Genomic DNA, 24,444 nt, shown 5'->3' on the forward strand with positions numbered 1-24,444 from the left:
AGTATATGATGAGCCAGTTTTACACTGAATCATTTTGTTTTAGATCTAATAGAAACAGGATGAACCTGTAAAGTGAAATAAAGTATGCTACATTGTTGAAATAGACATATAGGTTGCATTCTGTGAAAAAAATATATATAATTTAATGATGTGGAATATATTGGAAGAAAAAATAATTAAATTAAATAGATTAGTGTGACTTTAGGAGGGCAAAGATTGTGGAAGAAATATATATATCTAGATTAGGAATAGGTGTTTCAATAATAGAACCAAATTCAGAAGTGAAACGTAAAATTGATGCGTTAGTAAAAAAGGACATGGTGGCAGCATTTAAAGAATTAGTATTTAATTGTGTAGTGAAACCAGATTTAAAAGATCCAAAACTTAAAAAGACATTTCCGTGTACCAATGAAAGTGATATTGTATGTAAGTTATTTACATTAGGAGAATTAAAATATATTGCAGATGAAATTATAGGTATTAAAAATGATGTTGTTACAAAAAGAATTAAAAGTTACTGATAGTCAATTCAAATCCTATATATCAATAGTATTAAATAAGGCATTGCCAGAAATAATACTATAAATATAAAAAAGCATTAGTTCAAGAATTAGAAGATGGGATTAAAGAGAAATAAGTTTTAAGCTGCTAGTAAGTAAAAATTAGTGGCTTTTTATTATGTAGATAATTACGGAAAAGACAGGAAGTAATAATAAGAACAAAACCTTAGATGTGCAGAGCTACCAACCTTTTTTTACGGATGCTTCTGATTTTATATATGTTGCAAAAATAATTCTTAATTATAATTCTAGAAATATTGTAAGAATTTTAGCTGTAATTTTTAGTTGTGGAATGTGCATTGTAACATATATATATGAAAAATAATAAAGAATAAAGTAGGTTAAATTATTAAAAATTAATCTGAATAAATAGAATTATATAGCAAACAATATAGAGTAAATGATGTTAATAATCTGGAGGAGAAAATTAATGAGAATTAAAAAGGTAGTTATATTATTTTGCATATGTTGTTTGATATTTGGAGTTCCAATGAAAGCTAATTCAGAAGAAACTAAAGAACAAAAGATAATATTAATAGATCCAGGCCATGGAGGAATTGATGGAGGAGCAAGATCTAAAAATGGAACTATAGAAAAAAATATAAATTTGATGATATCTGAAAAATTAAAAAAAGAGTTAGAAGATTCAGGATATGTAGTTTACTTAACAAGGGAAGGAGATACTGAGTTAGATGCTAAAAAGGTTAAGGATTTAAATGCACGATGTCAGATGAAGAAAGATACTAAGTGTGATGTATTTATTTCTATACATCAGAATATGTTTCCACAAAGTAGCTGCTTTGGAGCACAAGTTTGGTATGCAGCTAATGATAATAGTAAGCTTGTAGCAGAAAATATTCAAAATTCATTGAAAGATACAATAGATGATAAAAACAAAAGAGTTGCTAAGGCGGCTGAAAAACAATATAGAATATTGAGAGATGGATATGAAGGAGCTTGCGTCATTGTTGAATGTGGTTTTTTATCTAATTATGAGGAGGAGCAGAGATTAAAAACAGATGATCATCAAATTAAAATTGCAAAAGGTATAGCAAGTGGTGTTAATAAGTACTTTGAAAGTAAAAGTTCTTAGTTCTTAATCTCTTGATTTCATATGAATAGGGCTTACCTGCAAGCTATTTCGAGGTGATTGAGATGAATAATAAAGTTTGTCTATTATTAAAAATAGATTATATAAAATTAAACATATTAGGATAATAGTTAAGAAATAAATGATAGTTGTAAGGATTTTATTTAAATAATTATTATTCATAATTTCACCTCTTTGCGATATAAATATTTATATTAAAGTATAGTATTAAGAAGGAATAAATATGAAAGCTGGTATTATAAAAATATAATTTAATATGAAATTATAGTGTAATATTTATCTACATATAGCTTGAATTAACATATAATTTCAGTTTTAAGCTTACAATATATATTTTAAATACAAATAAATCTATTTGGGGTTGTAAATAACAAGGAATACTTTTAAACTTATATGTAGTAATAAGAGTAGAGCTACGATAAGAATATGATCTTATAAAAATAGCTCTAGCAATAACGATAAGTAATGGAAAGAGGAGCTGTTAGTGATGCGAGAAGTTAATGTTGAACTTATTAGAGATGCAGTGAAAAAATTAGCAATTGAAGCAAATTATTTTTTAGGGACAGATATTAAAGAGGCATTATTGAAATCTAAGAAGGAAGAAACTTGGAAACTTGCAACTGAAGTTTTAGATAAAATAATTATTAACTCCGAAATTGCAAGTAATGAAGAAATGCCAATGTGCCAAGATACAGGAATGGCATGTGTTTTCATTGAAGTAGGACAAGATGTACATTTAATCGGAGGAAGACTTGAAGATGCTATTAACGAAGGTGTGAGAAGAGGATACGAGGAAGGCTTTTTAAGGAAGTCAGTTGTAGAAGATCCACTAAGGAGAGTAAACACAAAAGATAATACACCAGCTATAATCTATTATGATATAGTAGATGGAGATAAAGTTAAGATTACCTTAGCGCCAAAAGGTTTTGGATCAGAGAATATGAGTAAAATAGGAATGTTAAAGCCATCTGATGGATTAGATGGTGTTAAAAAGTTTATAATAGATACAGTTAGAGCAGCAGGACCTAATCCATGTCCGCCAATGGTTATAGGTGTTGGAATAGGGGGAACCTTTGATAAGGCTGCTTATCTTGCTAAAAAGGCATTACTTAGACCTATTAATATAAGAAATAAAGATGAGTTTTATAAAAAATTAGAGGTTGAATTATTAGAAAAAGTAAATGAATTAGGTATAGGACCACAAGGATTTGGAGGAAAAACTACCGCATTAGGATTAAACATTGAAACTTACCCGACACATATAGCAGGATTACCTGTTGCAGTAAATATAAATTGCCATGCTACACGACATAAAGAAGTGATAATATAACTATAATATTGGAGGAAGATAGTAATGGAGATTAAGTTAAAAACACCTCTTACAGAAGATAAGATATTAAACTTAAAGGCAGGGGATAGTGTTTTATTAAGTGGAGTAATTTATTCTGCTAGAGATGCCGCACATAAAAGACTGATAGAATTATTGAATGATGGAAAAGAGCTACCTTTAGATATAAAGGATGAGACTATATATTATGTTGGACCTTCACCAGCAAAACCAGGAAAGGTAATAGGCTCAGCAGGGCCTACAACTAGTTATAGAATGGATGCTTATGCACCAACGTTACTGGACCTAGGGTTAAAAGGAATGATTGGTAAAGGTGCAAGAAATGCTGAGGTAATAGAGGCAATAAAGAGAAATAAAGCAGTTTACTTTGGTGCTATAGGTGGAGCAGCTGCATTAATTGGGAAGAGTATTGTAAAGTCTGAAGTAATTGCATATGAGGACTTAGGTGCTGAAGCTATAAGAAAGATGGAAGTAAAAGATATGCCATTAGTTGTTATTATAGATGCAGAAGGAAACAATTTATATGAGATTGGACAGCAGGAGTATCTAGACTCGAGTAAATAGGAAGTTCAGATAAGGTTTCTAAAAAGAAGGAGTACTATATGTTTGGAATTAAGTTGCCAGGAAAAGACAAATATAAGAGAATACTATTGGCAGTTTTGATAGTACTGGCAATAGTAGTAATAGTTTATGATAAGTTAGAAAGAATGAATAAAGAGAATTTAGGAAATAAAAAAGAAGAGCAAGAAGAAATAATATCACCTTCTAATATGGGAGAAACAAAAATTAATGATGATGTTGAGAAAATTAGTGACGATAGTGATAAAATAAATAATAATGCTGCAAAAGATGAAAAAGAAAAATATTCAGATAGAGAAAATGAATTATATAATGAAGCATATACTTCATTTTTTTCTCATACCTACGCAGATGCAATTAATAAGGCAGATTTACTTATAAACGAGTTCCCTAGCAATGCAATGGGATATAATATAAGAGGAATTGCAAAAGCCTATAATGGAGATTATGATGGTGGGATGAAAGATATAGATAAATCCCTAAGTATTGATAGTAATTATGGTTATGCACGATTTAATAAAGCACTTACATATGAGTTATATGAAAATTTTGATAAAGCATTAGAATGGTATAATAAAGATTTGGAAGTTGAGGATTATGAGTGGACTTATTATGGTATTGCATCTATTTATGGGAGGAAAGGTGACGTAATAAATACAATGACCTATTTAAATAAAGCGATGCAGATGGATACAGGAGTGAAAGAAGTGGCAAAGACTGAGCATGATTTTGATCCAGTTAAAAATTCAGAAGAGTTTAAAAAGGCAGTATATAATTAAAAGGATAAGTTCATAGAAATAATAGATTATAATATTAAGGTGATGGACTTTAGGAGGAATTGATATGTTTAACGTATTGGTAGTTGATGATGAAAAGGAAATACGAGATGCTATTGAAATATATTTAAGGGGAGAAAATTTAAAAGTATTTAAAGCAGAAGATGGTTTAGAAGCATTAGATATTCTTGAACAAGAAAAAATACATTTAATCATATTAGATATAATGATGCCTAAGCTTGACGGAATAAGAACTTGTTTAAAAATTAGGGAAAGCCAAAACCTTCCTATAATAATGTTATCTGCAAAAGGTGAAGACTCGGATAAGATATTGGGGTTAAATGTTGGCGCGGATGATTATATAACAAAACCATTTAATCACTTAGAATTAGTTGCTAGAGTAAAATCACAATTAAGAAGATATGAAAAACCACTAAGCGTTGAAGAAGGAAAAGATATAATTAAAGTCAAGGACTTAGTTATTGATACTATTGCTAAAAAAATTACCTTGCGTGGAGAAGAAATCAAAGTGACTGCTACAGAATATAAAATACTTCATTTATTAGCTTCAAACTTAGGAAAGGTATTCTCCATAAAAGAGATATATGAAAATGTATGGGAAGAGATATTCTATAAAAGTGAAAATACTGTTACAGTGCATATTAGAAGAATAAGAGAAAAAATAGAAATAAACACAAAAGAGCCTGAATATATTAAGGTGGTGTGGGGAATTGGATACAAGATTGAAAAGGAAGATTAAGGAATATATTAATGGTATTTATTCCATTGATATAATAATTGTAGTATTAATAACATTAATCTTATTTTCAGCTTTAGGTGACTATATACAGATAAATAGAGTGCAGCATGAGTTAGCGATTAATGAGATTAGAAATAATCAACCTAATTTAATAATATCACTTATTGTATATGTAAGTTTTATTACTAAGATTGTCTTTATAATAAAGAAGAATCCAAAGTCACCAAAAATCCAATCTAATTTTGCTAAAAATATGATTTTTGTAATTAAAAATGGATTTCATTATAAAGAAACTAGAAATGCTTTACTAATATCTATAACTGTAGCATTAATATTACTAATAACTTATTTGTATTTTCTTGCAACTGGCGGTTATACAAACAATATATTTGTAAAGTTTTTTCAGACATATCCTTTCAAAGGAACTGTATTTGTAATCATAATACTTTTCTTTACCATAATGTACGCATTAAAAAAGACATTAGATATAATAGTTGTCAATGATGCGCTTAAAAAAGTCAGTGAAGGAAATTTGCAAGAGGATATTAAATTTGATGGATCTCCAGCAGTAAAGGAATTAGCTGAAAACATTAATTCAATAAAAGCAGGATATAAAGAAATTCTAGAAAATGGTGTACATAATGAGAAACTAAAGACTGAGCTGATATCTAATGTATCTCACGATTTAAAAACACCATTGACGTCTATAATAAATTACGTAAATATATTAAAAAATGGTCATATAACAGAAGAGGAGAGGGAAGAATATCTATCAATATTAGAAAGAAAATCTTTGAAGTTAAAAGTTTTAATTGAAGATCTATTTGAAATGTCCAAAATTAATAGCGGAAAGATTAAGTTAAATAGAGAGCTGATAGATATATTATCATTAATACATCAAGGGGTAGGGGAATATAGTACATTATATGAAGAAAAAAATATTTCTTTTAAAGTGACAAGTAAAGAAGATGCTGTATATATGGAACTGGATGGAAAGATGATGTCCAGAGCCATAGAGAACATAATAATTAATGCAATTAAATATTCATTGGATAATACCCGAGTATACATTGATGTAGATATGGAAGATGATTATGTTATGATTGGCGTAAAAAATATTGCAAATTATGAAATGAATTTTAGAGAAGATGAAATGTTTGAAAGATTTGCAAGGGGTGATAAGTCAAGAAATTCAAAGGTTGAAGGCTCTGGATTAGGTCTAGCAATAACAAAAAGTATAGTTGAACTTCATGGTGGGGAAGTTAACATAAAAAAAGAAGGAGATATGTTTAAAATTTATCTAATACTTCCTATAAATAAGGGATAATAAATCTTAATGAATAAAATATATCAATTAAGTAGTTAATCTATGAAAAATTAAGATTAACTGCTTTTTTTATGCATATCTATAAATTTTAGAGTTTTACAAATTAATAGTTCAAGAATTATAATATACAATATATTGTGTATAAGGTTTGCTTTATATGCAAAAGATACAATATGTGGTGGAGGAATGAAAAATGTCGGCATTAGAACAATTGTGTAAGGATGCTATAAGTAAAATTGAAGACAGGGATGGAATCTATACTGAGAAGAGGTTAATGACAGCTTTAAGTGATCTTATAAAAGAGGAAATGAGTACTAATGAAATAAGAGATGCATTAGTTCAAGTTTCATTGGAATTAACTACAGATATGGAGCCTGACTGGCAGTATGCAGCAAGTAGAGTGTATACTCACACTCTCTATGAAAGGGTTAAAAGTACCAGAAAATTAGCTAATGAGAGTGAATTATATAATAATTTCTATGAATTTATTAAGAAATTAACGGACGAAGGGCTTTATGGAAAATATATTTTAGAGAATTACTCTAAAGCTGAGATTTTAGAATTAGAAAAAGAAATTAAGCCGGACAGAGACTTTTTGTTTAACTATAGTGGAATAAGTCTTTTGGCAAAGAGATATTTAATTCAAGATTATGATAGAAATCCTATAGAGCTTCCTCAGCAAATGTTTATGGGAATAGCAATGCATCTTGCAATTCCAGAAAAGCAAGAAAATAGAGTATATTGGGCAAAAAGGTTTTATAATGTGTTGAGTTTACTTAAAGCAACTATGGCAACACCAACAATGTCTAATGCAAGAAAACCATTCTATCAGTTAAGTTCGTGTTTTATAGATTCTGTAGAGGATAGTTTGGAAGGCATATATAAATCTCTTGATAACTTTGCAAAGGTATCTAAGTTTGGTGGAGGAATGGGAATCTATATGGGAAAAATTAGAGCATTAGGCTCTCCAATTAGAGGATTCAAAGGAGCATCAGGAGGAATAATACCATGGGTGAAATTATTTAATGATACGGCAATAGCAGTAGATCAATTAGGAGTTAGAAATGGCTCTGTTGCCATATGGCTTGATGCATGGCATAAGGATATTCCAGAATTTCTTCAGATAAGAACTAATAATGGAGACGATAGAAAGAAAGCACATGATGTATTTCCAGGTATATGTTATCCAGATCTATTTTGGAGACTTGCTGAAAATAATATAGATGCTGATTGGTATATGATGTGTCCGTATGAAATTAAGAATGTTAAAGGATATGCATTAGAAGATTTTTATGGCTCAGAGTGGGAAGAGAAATATTATGAGTGTGTAAATGATAATAGAATAGAAAAAAGAGTAATATCAGTAAAAGATCTAGTAAGACTAATAATAAAAAGTGTTGCCGAAACAGGAACACCATTTGCTTTTTATAGAGACACTGCAAATAGGATGAATCCTAACAAACATAAAGGCATGATATATTCTTCAAATCTGTGTTCTGAAATAATGCAAAATATGAGCCCAGCTCAAATACAGAAAAGTGAAATATTAAGTGAAAATGATGAATATAGTGTAGTTGAGAAAGTAATGCCTGGAGATTTTGTTGTATGCAACCTTTCTTCAATTGTACTCGGTAATGTTGATGTACTAGACAATGAGGAGATGGAGTTTGTTATAGAAACTCAGATAAGAGCAATGGATAATGTTATTGATTTAAATTATTATTCAGTTCCTTTTGCTGAAATTACAAATAAGAAATATAGAGCTATAGGTCTTGGAACAAGCGGATATCATCATATGCTTGTTAATAATAGGATACATTGGACAGAGGAAAAACATAAAAAGTTTGTGGATCAAGTTTATGAAAGAATTAATTATTACGCAATAAAATCCAGTATGAAAATAGCAAAGGAAAAGGGCGTCTATAAGGTATTTGAAGGTTCTGATTGGGAAAATGGTGATTATTTTGAACTTAGAAACTACAATGATGATAAATGGAATGAATTAAAAGCTGATGTTAAAAAATTTGGCATGAGAAACGGTTATTTAATTGCTGTTGCACCAAATGGATCAACGGCAACTATTGCAGGAACCTCAGAAGGAATAGATCCAATTATGGCCCGATTTTATTTAGAAGAGAAAAAAGGAAGCATAATTCCTAAAACAGCGCCAAATCTTTCAGAAGATAACTATTGGTACTATAATTCAGCATATAATATAGAACAGACATGGTCAGTTAAAATAAATGGAATACGTCAAAGACATATAGATCAAGGTCAATCATTCAATTTATATATAACAAGTAATTATACAATGAGACAGATTATGAATTTATATATAGAGGCCTGCAAAAGTGGTGTTAAGTCAATCTATTATGTAAGATCAAAATCTCTTGAAGTAACAGAATGTGAAACTTGTTCAGCCTAAGTGATAAGTGAGAGTCCAAATTTTACATTTGGCAACTCGAACTTACTCAGCGAGCAAATGCGAGTCGAGTTTCCTTTATAGAGTCCAAATTTTATATTTGGCCTCTCGAACTTGCTCAGCGAGCGAATGCGAGTCAGATTTATTTAAGAATTATAAAAAGTATAAGCGTATTAGATAAGTTCTTTGAATAAATATAGAATAGGAGAAACTATATGAGTATAAATAAAAAACTATTATTTAATGAACTAGGGGATAGAGAAATCGGCAAAAAAAGACTTATAAATGGAAATACTACAAATTTAAATGATTTTAATAATATGAAGTACACCTGGGCAGCTGATTGGTATAGGCAAGGAATGAATAATTTCTGGATACCAGAAGAAGTTAATCTTTCACAGGATATAAAGGATTATCAAAATTTATTGGATGAAGAGAGAACTGCATATGATAAGATATTATCTTTCTTAATATTTTTAGATTCTATTCAAACAGCGAATTTAAGTAATATAAATAATTACATCACTGCAAGTGAAATAAATCTTTGTTTAACAATACAAAGTTTTCAAGAAGCAGTACATTCACAGAGCTATAGCTATATGCTTGACAGTATATGTGCTCCTGAAAAAAGAAATGAAATACTTTATCAGTGGAAGGACGATAAAGTTTTATTAAACAGAAACAGATTCATAGGAGATCTGTACAATGAATTTATAAATAATCCAACAGAGCATAATTTGTTAAAATCATTGATGGCTAATTATATTTTGGAGGGTATTTATTTTTATTCTGGTTTTATGTTCTTTTATAACTTAGAGAGAAATGGTAAGATGCCAGGGTCAGCTCAGGAAATTAGATATATAAATAGAGATGAAAATACCCATCTTTGGTTGTTTAGAAATATCATAAAGGAATTACAGGGTGAAAACCCAGAGTTATTTACACAGGAAATGAAAAATGAATTAAGACAAATGATGAAAGTTGGGGTGGAGCAAGAAATATTATGGGGATATTATGTTATAGGTGATGCTATACGCGGAATAAATAAAAAAACAATTGAAAATTATATAAAATATTTAGGTAATAAGAGATTAAAAGAAATAAATTTAGAGCCTTTGTTTGATGGATATAATGAGAATCCAGCTCTATGGGTAGATGCTTCATCGAATGCAAACTCTGTTAAAACAGATTTCTTTGAAGCAAGATCTACTGCGTACGCAAAAGTTGCAAGTTTAGTCGATGATCTTTAAGCTAGAAAAATGGAAAAAACAGATGAAAAATAAATATGGTTATATTTTTTTAGTAAAAATCATAAAAAAATAATTTTAATACGTTAAATTTTTCACTAATTATGTTATAATATAAAAGGTTAATACTAAAAATATGATAATAAACATAGTAAAATGTAAATAATATCATTTTATAATAAAATTTACAATCAAGGAGGAGTTCCATATTATGAAAAAAGGTATTGCTGCTTCTAAAGGTTATGCAATAGGAAAGGCATTTTTGCAAGAAAGTGAAGAAATCGTTATTAGTGATGTTAAAATTAGTGATATAAGTGCAGAAAAAGAAAAAATGCAAAAGGCACTAGACGATTCTAGAGATCAATTAGAAGCTATTAAGGTTAAGGCAGAAAAAGAAATGGGTGCGGAAAAGGCAGCTGTGTTTGAAGCACATATAACACTATTAGATGATCCAGAGTTTACTGGGGCAATGATGACAGAAATTGAAAACAATAATGTAAACGGATTAAAAGCTATTGAAAGCGTTACAAACACTTTCGTTGCTATATTTGAATCTATGGATAATGAATATATGAGAGAAAGAGCTGCAGATATTAAAGATGTATCTAAGAGAATTCTTTCAAACTTTGCAGGTAAAGGTGGAGATGCTTTTGCAATTACAGAAAGTAATACAATAGTTGTAGCACACGATTTAACACCATCTGATACTGCAGGATTAGATAGAACTAAGGTTGTAGGATTTATAACAGACATAGGTGGAAGAACTTCACATGCTGCTATAATGGCTAGAACATTAGAAATTCCAGCTGTACTTGGATTAGGAGATATAACAACTTCTATAAAAACAGGGGATACAGTTATAGTTGACGGGTTAACAGGAGACGTAATAATAAATCCTTCAGATGAAGTTTTAGCAGAATATAAAACTAAAAAAGAAAAATTCCAAGCAGAACAAGAAGAATTAAAGAAATTAATAGATGTTAAGACAACTACAAAGTCTGGTAGAAGAATAGAAGTTTGTGGTAACATTGGTAAACCAGAAGATGTTCTTGGAGTTTTAGCAAATGGTGGAGACGGTGTAGGATTATTTAGAACAGAATTCTTATATATGGATAGAGACAGTGCTCCAACAGAAGAAGAACAATTTGAATCTTATAAATTTGTTTTAGAGAAAATGGAAGGCAAACAAGTTGTTATAAGAACTTTAGATATCGGAGGAGATAAAACACTTCCATACTTACCATTACCACAAGAAATGAATCCATTTTTAGGTTATAGAGCAATTAGACTTTGTTTAGATAGAAAAGACATATTTAAGGTTCAGTTAAGAGCTTTACTTAGAGCTTCAGTATTTGGAAATCTTGCAGTTATGTTCCCAATGATTTCAGGATTGCAAGAGTTTGAACAAGCAAGAGAAGTTGTTGAAGAATGTAAAGCAGAATTAAAGGCAGAAGGTAAGGAATACTCAGAAAGTATCCAATGGGGTATCATGGTTGAAATTCCAGCAGCGGCAGTTTATGCAGATGAATTAGCTAAACATGTTGATTTCTTCTCAATAGGAACAAACGATTTAATTCAATATACATTAGCTGCTGATAGAATGAGTGAGAAGGTTTCATACCTTTACAATCCAATGCATCCAGCTGTACTTAGACTAATAAAAATGACTATAGATGGAGCTCATAAGCATGGCAAATGGGTTGGAATGTGTGGAGAAATGGCTGGAGATGAAGCAGCTATCGCTACATTAGTTGAATATGGATTAGATGAATTCTCAATGAGTGCTACATCAATCCTAAATGCTAAGAAAATAATGATAGAGCAAGAATAATATAAATATTAAAATAAAAGGTTATCTTAATTAGTTAAGATAGCCTTTTATTTTAATATTTAATTGTAAAGTATATACATAATGTAATATACTAGAAAGTAAGTAATATTTAATATTAACAGGGGTAAGGATATATTTATGGAAAAAAAATCTAGAAAAACTTATGATAAGGCTATGAATTATTATGAGCAGGGGAGAATAGATAAGGCGTTAGAATTATGTGAGGAAATATTATCAGAAGGGTTAGATAGTCCATTAGTATTAAATTTTAAGGGACTGTTACTGTATCAAATGGGTAATTTAAGTGATGCAGTTACAGTATGGAAAATAAATTCTGATTTAAATAATGATGATATTGCAAGGAGTTATATAGAGGATAGTATAACTGATGAGAATAGATTAGAGCTATATAAAAGAGGAGAAGAAGCGCTGGAACAATTTAAAGTTGATAAAGCCTTATAGTTATTTAAAATATGTGCAGAAAGTGATTTTAACTTAATTAAGGTGAATATTGGAATTGCAATGTGTTATCAGAAGAAGGGCGAATTTATAAAAGCAAAGGAATACTTGGATAAGGCATTGAGTGTTGATAAAAATGAAGTTACAGCAAAAGTTATTGAAAAAGAATTAAAAGATGATGGAATAGACATGAACTCAATAGGGTTCCCCAAAAGTATTAGCATAGGAATAATAATATTTTTAATTTTAATAATTTCGGTTGGAGGATATTTATTTATATCAAAATATAAAAATAGAAACTTATCTGGTATTGTGCAAGAAGATAAACCCAGTATAGCGCTAGAAGAAAATAACGAAAAAGATACACAAAATGAACAAAATATTGTAGATTCAGCAAAGAGTGAGCCAGATACAAATTTTGATATAGAAAAATTAAATATATCAATTGCCAGTAATGATTTTGATGGATTATATGAGCAATTAAGAAATGTTGAAAAAGAGTCATTAAGTACTGATGATATGGATGTTTATAATAAAGCTGTCCATTTAATAAGGGATAAAGGAATAGGAAAGTTTTATGAAGATGGATTAAGCAGTTTTAATCAAGGCAATTATTCATCTGCTAAGGTTTCATTTGATAAAGCATATACATATTGTGAAGGAAGTAGTATAAAAGAACATATTTTATTTTATAGAGGAAGTACTTCATATAATTTATCGGATAATGAGAGTGCAATAGCTCAACTGGAGGAGTATTACAAACAGTATCCCAAAGGAGTCTATACTGAGGAAGCATTATATGAATTAGCATTGATAAGTAATTCTACAGATAAAGAAAAGAGTAAAGTTTATGCGAATAAATTAATGACTGATTTTCCACACTCTATATATGTTAATGATAAAATTAGTGATATATTAAAAAGTTAATAATAATTTTTTATGAATTGAATTATGCTTTTAAAAGAATTTAAAAGTATAATTCTTTTTATATTAACTTAAATATTAGGATAAGATAAATATGAAGTTAATAATATTTTAAGAGAATTTTAATTAAAAGGATAGGTGAGAATATGATTTCAATAATTAAAGGTGGTAAAATATACGCACCAAAATATCTTGGAGTAAAAGATATACTAATAGTTGGAGATAAGATTGGCGGAATATATGATGAATTAAATATTCAAAATGAATTAATTGATATTGAAATTATTGATGGGGAAAATAAGTTAGTTTTTCCAGGATTTATAGATTGCCATGTTCATATTATAGGAGCTGGAGGTGAGGCAGGATATAATACAAGAACACCTGAAGTTTCTTTATCAAGTTTGATTAAAGCTGGAATAACAACAGTGGTTGGTTGTATTGGAACAGATGGAGTATGTAGAAGCAGGAAAGCATTAATAGCCAAAGTAAAAGCTTTGAGACAAGACGGAGTTTCAGCGTATTGTTTTACAGGTTCTTATGATGTGCCAGTGAAAACAGTAACTGGTTCAATAAAGGAAGATATAATGTTGATTGAAGAAATAATTGGTGTTGGCGAAATTGCTCTCTCAGATAATAGAAGTTCTCAGCCTAGTTTTGAAAGTTTTGCGAATTTAGCTGCGCAAAGTAGAGTTGGAGGATTATTGTCAAATAAAGCTGGAATTGTTAATATTCATTTAGGAGAAGGAGATAGAGGATTAGATTATGTTTTTGATTTGGTTGATAAAACAGAAATTCCTGCAACACAATTGCTGCCAACTCATATTAACAGAAATGGAAAACTTTTTGAACAAGGGATAAAGTATGTAAAAAAAGGTGGTTTTATAGACTTGACGACGAGCTGCGATTTGAATAACCTAAGCGAAGGAGAGCTTAGAGCTGGTGAGGGTTTGAAAAAATACATAGATAAAAACTTACCTATAGAACACATAACCTTTTCTTCAGATGGAAATGGAAGTATGCCAGAATTTGATGACAAAGGAAAATTAATTGGTTATAAAGTTTGCTCCGTATCAACTTTATATAGAGAGGTTAAATTTGCAATTGAGGAAGAAAAGGTTCCAATAGAAGATGCAATTAGAGTAGTTACCTCAAATATAGCAAAGGTATTAAAGTTTGAGAATAAAGGAACTATAGAGTATGGAAAAGATGCAGATTTTGTAATGGTTGATGAAAACTCTTTGGATATAGATACGGTTATTGCAAAAGGGAGAAAAATGATGGAAGATGGGGAGGTTATTGTTAAGGGTTTTTTTGAATAGATAAGAGAAATTTAATGTAAGAAGTATTCGCATCATTGAAATAGAATAACAATATTTGTATAAAAATTTAAAGGAGTCTAATACTGTAATGTATTAGGCTTTTTTACATTTTCGTAACAAAATATGATTTTTGATAGTCGGACAATATTAATTAAACAACTAATACATGAAATTATTTATATTTAACCATGTCAAAATACAGATATTATATATCATTAATTGACATTTCATAGAATTGACAATAATATAATACCATAGCAAATTGATATGAATAATAGGCGATGCAAAAGCAATAATAAAAAATATAGATTTCTCTATATAAAAATAAGAGATTGGGGAGATATTTATGAATAAAAAAAAGATAGTAGCACTAGGATTGACAATAGTATTTTTAGTTGGGGCATTAGCTGGCTGCGGTAGCGGTAAAAAAACAGATTCAAGTAGTAGTAAAACTATAGAGATAACAAATGTTTCATATGATCCAACAAGGGAACTTTATGAGGCATATAATCCAGCGTTTGCAAAGTATTGGAAGGAAAAAACTGGCCAAGATGTTGAGATTACACAATCTCATGGTGGATCTGGTGCTCAAGCACGTTCTGTAATTGAAGGAAACGACGCAGATGTAGTAACCTTAGCTTTAGCTCATGATATTACAGCAATTGAGCAGGCAGGATTAATTGATAAAGGCTGGATAAATAATTTTGATCAAAATAGTTCGCCATATACATCTACAATTGTATTTCTAGTCCGTAAAGGAAATGAAAAAAATATTAAAGATTGGGATGATTTAGTTAAGCCAGGAGTTCAAATTATTAATCCGAATCCTAAATCATCAGGTGGAGCTTGCTGGAATTTCCTTGCGGCATGGGCATATGCAAAGAATAAGTATAATGGAGATGAAAATAAGATTAAGGAATTTATGACTGAGCTGTATAACAATGTAATAGTATTGGATTCAGGAGCTAGGGGGGCTACAAATACTTTTGTTCAAAATGGACAAGGGGATGTATTAGTTGCTTGGGAAAATGATGCTTATTTATCTATGAAAGAAAATCCTGACAAATATGAAATTGTTACACCAAGCATTAGTATTTTAGCAGAACCATCTGTTGCAGTAGTTAATGAGAATGCAAAGAAAGATGGAACAGAAGAAGTTTCCAAGGCATATTTAGACTATTTATATTCAGATGAGGGTCAAAAAATTGCAGCGGATAATTTCTACAGACCTAGAAATAAAGAAATATTAAATCAATGTGCAGATAAATTTAATTTAAATATGAATCTAGTAACTATTGATGACTTTGGTGGATGGGATAAGGCCTATGAAGATTTCTTCAACGATGGAGCTATATTTGACCAAATATATACTAAGAAATAATAGATACAAAGATAGATGGAAGGATTTGTTTTAATGGAGAAAAAGAAAAATGCAACTAGAATTAAGCAAAGTAAAAGAGTAATTCCAGGCTTTGGCATTTCTATTGGAATAGCCCTTACTTTATTGAGTCTTATTGTATTAATACCAATGGCGTCTATAGTAATTTGCGCTTCAGGGCTCAGTTTTAGTGAATTTTTGAAGATAATATCTGCAAAAGATGTAGTAGCAGGATATGAGGTGAGTTTTTCTTGTGCGGTAATAGCGGCATTAGTCAATAGCATATTTGGAGTTATTTTAGCATGGGTATTAGTAAGATATGAATTTCCAGGTAAGAAAATTTTAGATGGTTTAATCGAACTTCCATTTGCACTTCCTACAGCAGTAGCTGGTATATCTTTAGCATATTTATATTCTGATAAGGGGTGGATAGGAAGTGAGTTTGCGAAAATTGGTATTAAAATTGCTTATACAAAAACAGGGATAATTATTGCAATGATTTTTATAGGAATACCTTTTGTGGTGAGGGCTATACAGCCTGTATTAGAAAAAATGGATAAACAATATGAAGAAGCAGCAGCTATGCTTGGAGCGAGTGGAACAACAACTTTTTTTAAAGTTATATTTCCAGAGATATTTCCAAGTTTGCTCACTGGTTTTGGATTAGCATTAGCAAGAGGCATTGGAGAATATGGCAGTGTGGTATTTATCGCAGGAAATATTCCATATGAAACTCAGATTGCACCACTTCTTATTATGACAAAGTTAGAACAATATAAGTATGCTGATGCAACAGCAATTGCATTAGTTATGTTAGTGGTAGCTTTTATTATTTTATTCTTGATTAATGTAATACAGTCACGCGTAACTAGAATTGCAAGCAACTAGAGGAGGGAATTTATGAGTAATAGAGCTTTACAGAAAAATAAAAAAACAAATGCGACCAAGATAATATTGATTACGATTAGTATTCTATTTATTGTAGTAATGCTTATAATACCTCTAGCCGTATTAGTTTTGAATTCATTGAAGGATGGATTTGAAGCTTACAAGGATGCTATCTTTGATGAATATACCTTGAAGGCATTATATTTAACTGTTTTAGCTACTGTATCAGCAGTTGCTGTAAACACTTTTTTTGGAGTATTTGCAGCGTGGGCGATTACAAAGTTTAAGTTTCGTGGAAAGCAGTTCTTAACAACATTAATTGATATTCCATTTGCCATATCTCCAGTTATTGCTGGGTTGGTGTTTATTTTAACTTTTGGAAGAATTGGTTGGGCTAATAGTTTTTTGCAGGCTTATGATATAAAAATAGTCTTTGCAGTTCCAGGAATTATTTTAGCAACAATTTTTGTTACTTTTCCATTTGTATCAAGAGAAATAATTCCGGTATTAAATGCACAGGGAACTGATGAAGAGGAAGCAGCAGCGATTATGGGAGCAAGTGGTTTTAATATATTTAGAAAAATAACTTTGCCTCATATTAAATGGGCATTAATCTATGGAGTTGTGTTATGCACAGCAAGAGCTATGGGAGAATTTGGAGCTGTATCTGTTATATCTGGTCATTTAAGGGGTAAAACCAATACACTTCCTCTCCATATTGAAATATTATATAACCAATTTAAAACAACAGATGCTTTTGCAGTATCATCAATCTTAATGATTCTAGCTGTAATCATTCTTATTATAAGAAATATCGTGGAGCATAAAGCAAAAAGGGCTGGTGAAAATTAATGTATGTAGAATTAAAAGATATAAATAAAACTTTTGGTAATTTTAAAGCATCTGACAATGTGAATTTTGGAATTGAAAAAGGAAAATTAATAGGGTTGCTTGGGCCAAGTGGAAGTGGAAAGACAACAATTCTTCGTATGATTGCGGGGCTTGAGCAGCCTGATTCAGGAGATATTATTATTGATGGTGTTCGTGTAAATGACATTCCAGCATCTAAAAGAGGTATAGGCTTTGTGTTTCAAAATTATGCTTTATTTCGCTATATGACAGTATTTGATAATATAGCTTTTGGTCTTAAAGTCCAAAAGAAGAGCAAGTCGGAAATTAAAGATAAAGTATTAGAACTAATTAAATTAATTGGATTAGAGGGAATGGAAAAAAGATATCCTAGCCAGCTTTCAGGAGGTCAGAGACAGAGGGTGGCTTTTGCAAGAGCTTTAGCACCAAATCCACAGCTTTTATTGCTCGATGAGCCATTTGCAGCTATTGATGCAAAAGTTAGACAAGAGCTTAGAAGCTGGCTTAAAGAAATGATTGAAAAGGTCGGTGTTACAAGTATATTTGTTACTCATGATCAGGATGAAGCTATTGAGGTAGCTGATGAGATTATCATTTCAAATCATGGGGTTATTGAGCAGAAAGGTTCGCCGCTGGAGATATACAAGAATCCATCAACGCCTTTTGTTGCACAATTTATTGGGAAATCTGTAGTAGTAGAAAATTATGAAAAGCTAAAAGGTTTTGAAGGATTAAATGCCATCAAGAAAGCTGTAATTCGCCCAGAGTTTATAAACGTAATTAAGAAAGGCGAATTTATTCAATATAACAGTGCAGTAGAAGAAGGAACAGTAGAGGAAATATCTTTTAGAGGAAGTTATCTAGAATTAAGGATAAATGTGAAAGATGTTATTTTAACAGCAACGCGTTCTCTAGAAGAAGCGCCTGTTGAAAAAGGAGAAAAAGTAAAGGTCTTGATTTACCGTTTATATGTATTTGATGAAAATAGAGCCTATGCACTTGAAAATTCAGCAATTAAAGATAATAATTCTGTATTTATTTAATAAATATTGACCTTAGAAAAAGGAGATATGTATGAATAAGAAAGTTGAAGTAAAGCAATTAGAAACAGACGTGTTGATAATTGGTGGAGGTACAGCCGGATGCTATGCAGCTATTACTATAAGAGAGCATTCAGATGCAGCCGTATTGATTATTGAAAAAGCTAATATCAAAAGAAGTGGCTGCCTGGCAGCTGGAGTAAATGCTATTAACGCATATATAGTAAAAGGTAGAACTCCAGAAGATTATGTGGATTATGCAAAAAAAGATGCAGATAATATTGTTAGGGAAGATTTACTACTTACTATGTCACAAGGATTGAATAAAGTGACAAAAAGGCTAGAGGATTTAGGACTTGTCATTTTAAAAGATGAAAATGGTGAGTATGTAGCTAGAGGAAATAGAAATATAAAAATTAATGGAGAAAATATAAAACCTATTTTAGCAGATGCAGTTCAAAAGCTTCCTAATGTAACAGTTATGAATAAGATTAATGTAATTGATTATATCGTAAAGGATAATCAGATATTTGGAGCATTTGCAGTTGGTGTTGAAGAAGAAATTCTTTATGAAATCAGAGCTGAAAAAGTTATATGTGCAACAGGAGGAGCAGCAGGGTTATATAAACCAAATAATCCAGGCTTTTCGAGACATAAAATGTGGTATCCTCCATTTAATACTGGAGCAGGATATGCTATGGGAATAAAAGCAGGTGCGGAGATGACTACCTTTGAAATGAGATTTATAGCATTAAGATGTAAAGATACTATAGCGCCTACAGGTACAATTGCTCAGGGAGTTGGAGCAAAGCAGGTTAATTCAAAAGGTGAAGTATATGAGACAAAGTATGGTATTACTACATCAGAGAGAGTTTATGGAACAGTAAAAGAAAATCAAGAGGGCAGAGGACCTTGTTATTTAAGAACGGAAGGTATTACATCTGCACAAGATGAAGAACTTAAGAAAGCATATTTAAATATGGCACCTAGCCAGACACTTAAATGGATAGAGGCCGGTAAAAATCCAAGCGAACAAAATGTAGAAATTGAAGGGACGGAGCCATACATAGTAGGCGGACATACTGCGAGCGGATACTGGGTAGATACTAAGCGTGAAACAACAATTAATGGACTTTTTGCAGCAGGAGATGTTGCAGGAGGATGTCCACAAAAATATGTAACAGGTGCATTAGTAGAAGGTGAGATTGCAGCAAAAGCAGTGGTAGAAGCAATAAATAATAATGAGAATAATAATACTTTATCAAGAAGTGAAGAAGATTTCCTTATAGAGATAAAAAAAGAAGAAGTTGAGAAAGTATTAAACTTCGAAAATCAGATATTCAATGTAGAACAGTTAGAAGAAGCTATGCAGAAGGTAATGGATACCTATGCAGGTGGAATTGGAAGCAATTATCAGTTTAATGAAAGGCAGTTAAAACTGGCAATTGAGAAAATTGAACAAATTGAAAAATTAAGTGACAGTCTACATGCAGAAGATATGCATGAATTGATGTTTATATATGAGCTAAAAGAAAGACTTACAATTTGTAAATCTGTTATTGCCCATTTAAAAGCGAGAAAAGAAACTAGATGGCATAGTTTTGCAGAGAATTTGGATTATCCAGAGAAGAGTGATGAATGGCTTAAATATGTAAATTCAAAACTTGTAAATGGAGAACTTAAAATTTTGCATAGAGATTTAGTAGGAAGAGGCGAAGTTTATGAGCATAGCAATTGACAAACAAAAATGCATTGGATGTAAGAAATGTCTATATGTTTGCCCAGGAAGCCTTATTAAATTAGGTGATGACGGAAAAACGTATATTAAATATCCTAGAGATTGCTGGGGATGCAGCTCCTGCATAAAAGAATGCCCTAAAAGTGCAATTTCACTATATCTAGGAGCAGATATTGGAGGAAGAGGCAGTAAGCTTACAGTTAAGCTTCAAGAGAATATAGCACATTGGAAGGTTGAAGAAAGCAATGGAACAGAACATTCAATCAATATAAATCGTAAAGATTCCAATCAATATTAAATTTGTATAGGCAAGAATAGGAGGAATTAATTATGAGTGAATTATCACATCTTGATAAATTAGAAGCAGAAGCAATTTATATTATTCGAGAAGTAGCAGCGGAATGTGAAAAACCAGTAATGTTATATTCAATTGGTAAGGATAGCTCAGTTATGTTGCACCTGGCAATGAAGGCATTTTATCCTGAAAAACCACCATTTCCATTCATGCATATTGATACAACATGGAAGTTTAGAGAAATGATTGAATTTCGTGATAGAAAAGCAAAGGAATTAGGAATTGAGATGATTGTGCACTCAAATGAAGAGGGTATAAAGCAAGGAATCAATCCTTTTGAGCATGGTTCAGCGTATACTGACATTATGAAGACACAAGCTTTAAAACAAGGATTAACAAAGTATGGTTTTACAGCGGCTTTTGGTGGCGGACGTCGTGATGAAGAAAAATCACGTGCAAAGGAAAGAATATTTTCCTTCCGTAATGAAGCACAGGCTTGGGATCCTAAAAATCAGAGACCAGAGATGTGGAAGCTTTATAACACCAAAATAAATAAAGGTGAAAGTATGAGAGTTTTTCCTATTTCAAATTGGACTGAAAATGATATCTGGCAATATATAAAGCGTGAAAATATTGATATCGTTCCTCTATATTTTGCAAAAGAAAGACCATGTATTTCACGTGATGGAAATATCATAATGGTAGATGATGATAGATTAAAGCTATTACCAGGTGAGAAAATCGAACATAAAAAGATACGATTTAGGACACTGGGATGTTATCCGTTAACAGGAGGCTTTGAATCTGATGCAATCACTTTAGATGAAATTATTGAGGAAACCCTTAGTGCTGTTTCTTCTGAGAGAACAACTAGAGTTATAGATAGCGAAGCAGCAGGCAGTATGGAAAGAAGAAAAAGGGAGGGGTATTTCTAAGATGAAGAGTTTATTGAAGTTTATAACATGCGGTAGCGTAGATGATGGGAAATCTACTCTTATAGGACATATCTTATATGATGCAAAACTTTTGTATGCAGATCAGGAAAAGGCCTTAGAACTAGATAGTAAAGTTGGAAGCAGAGGCGGAGCAATAGATTATTCTCTATTATTAGATGGTTTGATGGCAGAGCGTGAGCAGGGAATTACAATAGACGTTGCATATCGTTATTTTACAACTGATAATAGAAGTTTCATCGTTGCTGATACGCCAGGACATGAAGAATATACTAGAAATATGGCAGTTGGAGCATCCTTTGCAGAGCTTGCAATTATATTAGTAGATGCAAAGCAGGGAGTACTTGTTCAAACAAGAAGACATGCTAGGATCTGCTCACTAATGGGCATAAAACATTTGGTGTTTGCTGTTAACAAAATGGACTTAGTAGGATATAGCCATGAAAGATTTCTAGAAATTGAAGAACAGATTAAAGAATTGAAAGAAGAACTTTCTTTAGAAAATATTTATATTATTCCAGTATCGGCTACAGAAGGAGATAACGTTACAAAAAAATCTGAAAATATTCCATGGTATACAGGAGAAGCACTCTTACCATATCTTGAGAATGTTGATGTTGAAAGTGAAGTAGAGGAAGGATTCTACATGCCAGTTCAAAGAGTATGCAGACCTAATCATACCTTTAGAGGATTTCAAGGTGAGATTGAATCAGGAACTATTGCTGTAGGAGATGAAATAATAACTCTTCCAAGTAATGAGAAGGCCGTAGTAAAAAGTATTCATATTACAGATAAGGAATCACAGAGTGCAACAAAAGGCCAAGCCGTTACTATACAATTGAATAAAGAAGTTGATGTATCTCGTGGATGTGTGCTTACGAAAGAAACAAAACTTGCAGCTAACAAGTCATTTAGTGCAACAATTCTTTGGATGGATGATTCTGAGTTAACAGCAGGTAAGGAGTATTTTGTAAAAGTAGGAACTAAGATGTTAACCGGTATTGTTACAGATTTGAAATATAAAATTGACGTGAATACTGGAGAACATTTACCAGTTGGACTTTTGAAGAAAAATGAAATAGCAGCATGCGATATCACACTTTCTGAAAAAGTTGTGGTTGATAAGTTTAATGATCACAAAGAATTAGGAGAACTTATTTTAATAGATCGTATTACAAATATGACATCAGCCTGTGGTGTTATAGAAGAGATTAATAATAATGATATCAAAAATGTAAAATTTTCTTTTGAGTATAAGGATTTAAAAGCAAGAGGAGATGTCTTTGAAGAATTTTACTATGATACAGAAACTTTGTCTATATTTAAATATAAACGTGAAGAGCAAACTTATACTATAGGCGATGAACTTCCTGTAAAAGGTGAAAGTTATGAATATCCAGAAGATTTTGATTTATTAGTTCTTCGTGACTGGGTAGCTATTGAAGTGAGAGGTAAGATAATTACTAATATTAAATCCATTGACGACTATGATTATAGAGGAGTTCCAATTATTAATGGAAGAGGATTTGAAGTGAAAATAAATTCTAATGAAGAAACCATAAATTTCTTAAATGAATATAAGGAAATTGATGCAAAATCTGAAGGAGACTTCTTGAATAAATGGGTTAAGTTCGAGACTTATAGAAAAGTAATTTTTAATAGCATTTACTAGAATATGCACCCTCAAATTAATATGAATTGTAATTTACAATTCAATAATTTGAGGGTGTTCAATAATATCTTAATTATTAAAATATTCATATAAATTAAAATAATGATAAAAATAAGCGCAGGAAATATGATTAAATATAATGAAAATATAAATAATCAATTTGATGAACATCTAAATACTGGAACACAATATTATAGCGACGCAGAATATGTTCTTACAATGTCAGAAGAAATAACTGCAACTATAAGTCAAGTAAATGAGGCAATCCAAAATGTTTCTACAACTGCACAAAAATCATCTGAAGACACTAGCCTAATTAAAAGCAGTATAGATGATGCAGTGAGCGATATGAAGCTTGTTAGAAAAATTACAGAGAGCCAAACAGAATTTTCAAAACAACTTAATAATATAGTTCAAAGATTTAAAATTTAATTCTTACTATAGTAAGATTATAGTATTATCCCTATTTATAGAAGTAATATTTTGAGGTATATATGGTATAAAAAAGCAGTTGATTCGTAAAAAAATAGATAACTGCTTTTTACTCTATATATGACATTATTTATATCTAACTATGTGAAAATATAGATATAAATTTATATTAATTGACATCATACTATGATTTGAAATAATATAATAATACACTAAACAGATAAGAATAATGTATGACAATTTGGTTCAATATTAAACAAATGAAAAGAATATATCGGTAGTGGTTGACTAGAAAGACTAGAGACTAATTATAAGTATTAATAACTAATGCAAGTTTAATTATTTGCATAGTGAGGATACTTTGTAATTAGTCTTTTTGTTATCTTAATTTTGGAGAGGAGAATTATATATGTATAAATGTAAATGCTTCTCCAATAACTACTACTGATACAACTGCAAAAACTGGTTGGATTAATTAAAAAAAATTTAATTTATAAAGCAAGTTCATTATCTAG

22 protein-coding genes are annotated in these 24,444 nt (G+C 30.7%); all 22 read left to right on the plus strand.

The features are described 5' to 3' along the window. Positions 1 to 218: 218 nt before the first annotated feature. The 22 genes from CDLVIII_RS02320 (at position 219) to CDLVIII_RS02420 (ending at position 23,929) form a co-directional block, all read left to right on the plus strand. Positions 219 to 521, plus strand: coding sequence for a hypothetical protein (locus CDLVIII_RS02320; protein ID WP_009167847.1), 303 nt, complete (start codon positions 219 to 221; stop codon positions 519 to 521). Between the two features lie 469 nt (positions 522 to 990). Then, positions 991 to 1,653 carry an N-acetylmuramoyl-L-alanine amidase CwlD gene (gene cwlD / locus CDLVIII_RS02325; protein WP_009167848.1) on the plus strand — a complete coding sequence of 221 codons (663 nt, stop codon included), beginning with the start codon at positions 991 to 993 and terminating at the stop codon, positions 1,651 to 1,653. A gap of 505 nt (positions 1,654 to 2,158) precedes the next feature. After that, positions 2,159 to 3,001: a fumarate hydratase gene (locus CDLVIII_RS02330; protein WP_009167849.1), complete on the plus strand. Its 843-nt coding sequence runs from the start codon at positions 2,159 to 2,161 to the stop codon at positions 2,999 to 3,001. A 24-nt stretch (positions 3,002 to 3,025) separates the two neighbouring features. Next, positions 3,026 to 3,583: a Fe-S-containing hydro-lyase gene (locus CDLVIII_RS02335; RefSeq protein WP_009167850.1), complete on the plus strand. Its 558-nt coding sequence runs from the start codon at positions 3,026 to 3,028 to the stop codon at positions 3,581 to 3,583. Between the two features lie 38 nt (positions 3,584 to 3,621). Beyond that, on the plus strand, positions 3,622 to 4,377 hold the full coding sequence (locus CDLVIII_RS02340) for a hypothetical protein (protein ID WP_009167851.1): 756 nt from the start codon (positions 3,622 to 3,624) through the stop codon (positions 4,375 to 4,377). 64 nt (positions 4,378 to 4,441) lie between these two features. Then, complete coding sequence (locus tag CDLVIII_RS02345) at positions 4,442 to 5,134, plus strand: response regulator transcription factor (protein ID WP_009167852.1); 693 nt, start codon at positions 4,442 to 4,444, stop codon at positions 5,132 to 5,134. After that, positions 5,106 to 6,461: a HAMP domain-containing sensor histidine kinase gene (locus tag CDLVIII_RS02350; protein ID WP_009167853.1), complete on the plus strand. Its 1,356-nt coding sequence runs from the start codon at positions 5,106 to 5,108 to the stop codon at positions 6,459 to 6,461. The genes CDLVIII_RS02345 and CDLVIII_RS02350 overlap by 29 nt, the downstream gene beginning before the upstream one ends. A 193-nt stretch (positions 6,462 to 6,654) precedes the next feature. Continuing rightward, on the plus strand, positions 6,655 to 8,886 hold the full coding sequence (locus tag CDLVIII_RS02355; protein ID WP_009167854.1) for a ribonucleoside-diphosphate reductase subunit alpha: 2,232 nt from the start codon (positions 6,655 to 6,657) through the stop codon (positions 8,884 to 8,886). Positions 8,887 to 9,098: 212 nt separating this feature from the next. Next, positions 9,099 to 10,133, plus strand: coding sequence for a ribonucleotide-diphosphate reductase subunit beta (locus tag CDLVIII_RS02360; protein ID WP_009167855.1), 1,035 nt, complete (start codon positions 9,099 to 9,101; stop codon positions 10,131 to 10,133). 208 nt (positions 10,134 to 10,341) lie between these two features. Further along, entirely contained in the window at positions 10,342 to 11,961 is a 1,620-nt protein-coding gene (ptsP, locus tag CDLVIII_RS02365) for a phosphoenolpyruvate--protein phosphotransferase (protein ID WP_009167856.1), read from the plus strand. A gap of 138 nt (positions 11,962 to 12,099) precedes the next feature. Next, positions 12,100 to 12,423: a tetratricopeptide repeat protein gene (locus CDLVIII_RS31790; protein ID WP_242835813.1), complete on the plus strand. Its 324-nt coding sequence runs from the start codon at positions 12,100 to 12,102 to the stop codon at positions 12,421 to 12,423. Between the two features lie 42 nt (positions 12,424 to 12,465). Further along, positions 12,466 to 13,347: a tetratricopeptide repeat protein gene (locus CDLVIII_RS02370; protein ID WP_242835814.1), complete on the plus strand. Its 882-nt coding sequence runs from the start codon at positions 12,466 to 12,468 to the stop codon at positions 13,345 to 13,347. Between the two features lie 143 nt (positions 13,348 to 13,490). Continuing rightward, complete coding sequence (gene iadA, locus CDLVIII_RS02375) at positions 13,491 to 14,663, plus strand: beta-aspartyl-peptidase (RefSeq protein WP_009167857.1); 1,173 nt, start codon at positions 13,491 to 13,493, stop codon at positions 14,661 to 14,663. A gap of 346 nt (positions 14,664 to 15,009) precedes the next feature. Next, complete coding sequence (locus tag CDLVIII_RS02380; protein WP_009167858.1) at positions 15,010 to 16,044, plus strand: sulfate ABC transporter substrate-binding protein; 1,035 nt, start codon at positions 15,010 to 15,012, stop codon at positions 16,042 to 16,044. A gap of 33 nt (positions 16,045 to 16,077) precedes the next feature. Further along, positions 16,078 to 16,929: a sulfate ABC transporter permease subunit CysT gene (cysT, locus tag CDLVIII_RS02385; protein ID WP_009167859.1), complete on the plus strand. Its 852-nt coding sequence runs from the start codon at positions 16,078 to 16,080 to the stop codon at positions 16,927 to 16,929. Positions 16,930 to 16,941: 12 nt separating this feature from the next. Next, positions 16,942 to 17,781, plus strand: coding sequence for a sulfate ABC transporter permease subunit CysW (gene cysW / locus CDLVIII_RS02390; protein WP_009167860.1), 840 nt, complete (start codon positions 16,942 to 16,944; stop codon positions 17,779 to 17,781). After that, on the plus strand, positions 17,781 to 18,842 hold the full coding sequence (gene cysA / locus CDLVIII_RS02395; RefSeq protein WP_009167861.1) for a sulfate ABC transporter ATP-binding protein: 1,062 nt from the start codon (positions 17,781 to 17,783) through the stop codon (positions 18,840 to 18,842). The genes cysW and cysA overlap by 1 nt, the downstream gene beginning before the upstream one ends. A 31-nt stretch (positions 18,843 to 18,873) precedes the next feature. Further along, a complete protein-coding gene (locus CDLVIII_RS02400) occupies positions 18,874 to 20,577 on the plus strand; it encodes an adenylyl-sulfate reductase subunit alpha (protein WP_009167862.1) in 1,704 nt (567 codons plus the stop codon). Next, positions 20,561 to 20,875, plus strand: coding sequence for a ferredoxin family protein (locus CDLVIII_RS02405; protein WP_009167863.1), 315 nt, complete (start codon positions 20,561 to 20,563; stop codon positions 20,873 to 20,875). The genes CDLVIII_RS02400 and CDLVIII_RS02405 overlap by 17 nt, the downstream gene beginning before the upstream one ends. Before the next feature lie 32 nt (positions 20,876 to 20,907). Further along, positions 20,908 to 21,807: a sulfate adenylyltransferase subunit CysD gene (gene cysD, locus CDLVIII_RS02410; RefSeq protein ID WP_009167864.1), complete on the plus strand. Its 900-nt coding sequence runs from the start codon at positions 20,908 to 20,910 to the stop codon at positions 21,805 to 21,807. A 1-nt stretch (position 21,808) separates the two neighbouring features. Beyond that, positions 21,809 to 23,497, plus strand: coding sequence for a GTP-binding protein (locus tag CDLVIII_RS02415; protein WP_009167865.1), 1,689 nt, complete (start codon positions 21,809 to 21,811; stop codon positions 23,495 to 23,497). 126 nt (positions 23,498 to 23,623) lie between these two features. After that, positions 23,624 to 23,929, plus strand: coding sequence for a methyl-accepting chemotaxis protein (locus CDLVIII_RS02420; protein WP_035301636.1), 306 nt, complete (start codon positions 23,624 to 23,626; stop codon positions 23,927 to 23,929). Positions 23,930 to 24,444: the final 515 nt, after the last annotated feature.

The organism is Clostridium sp. DL-VIII (assembly GCF_000230835.1).
Taxonomy (GTDB): domain Bacteria; phylum Bacillota; class Clostridia; order Clostridiales; family Clostridiaceae; genus Clostridium.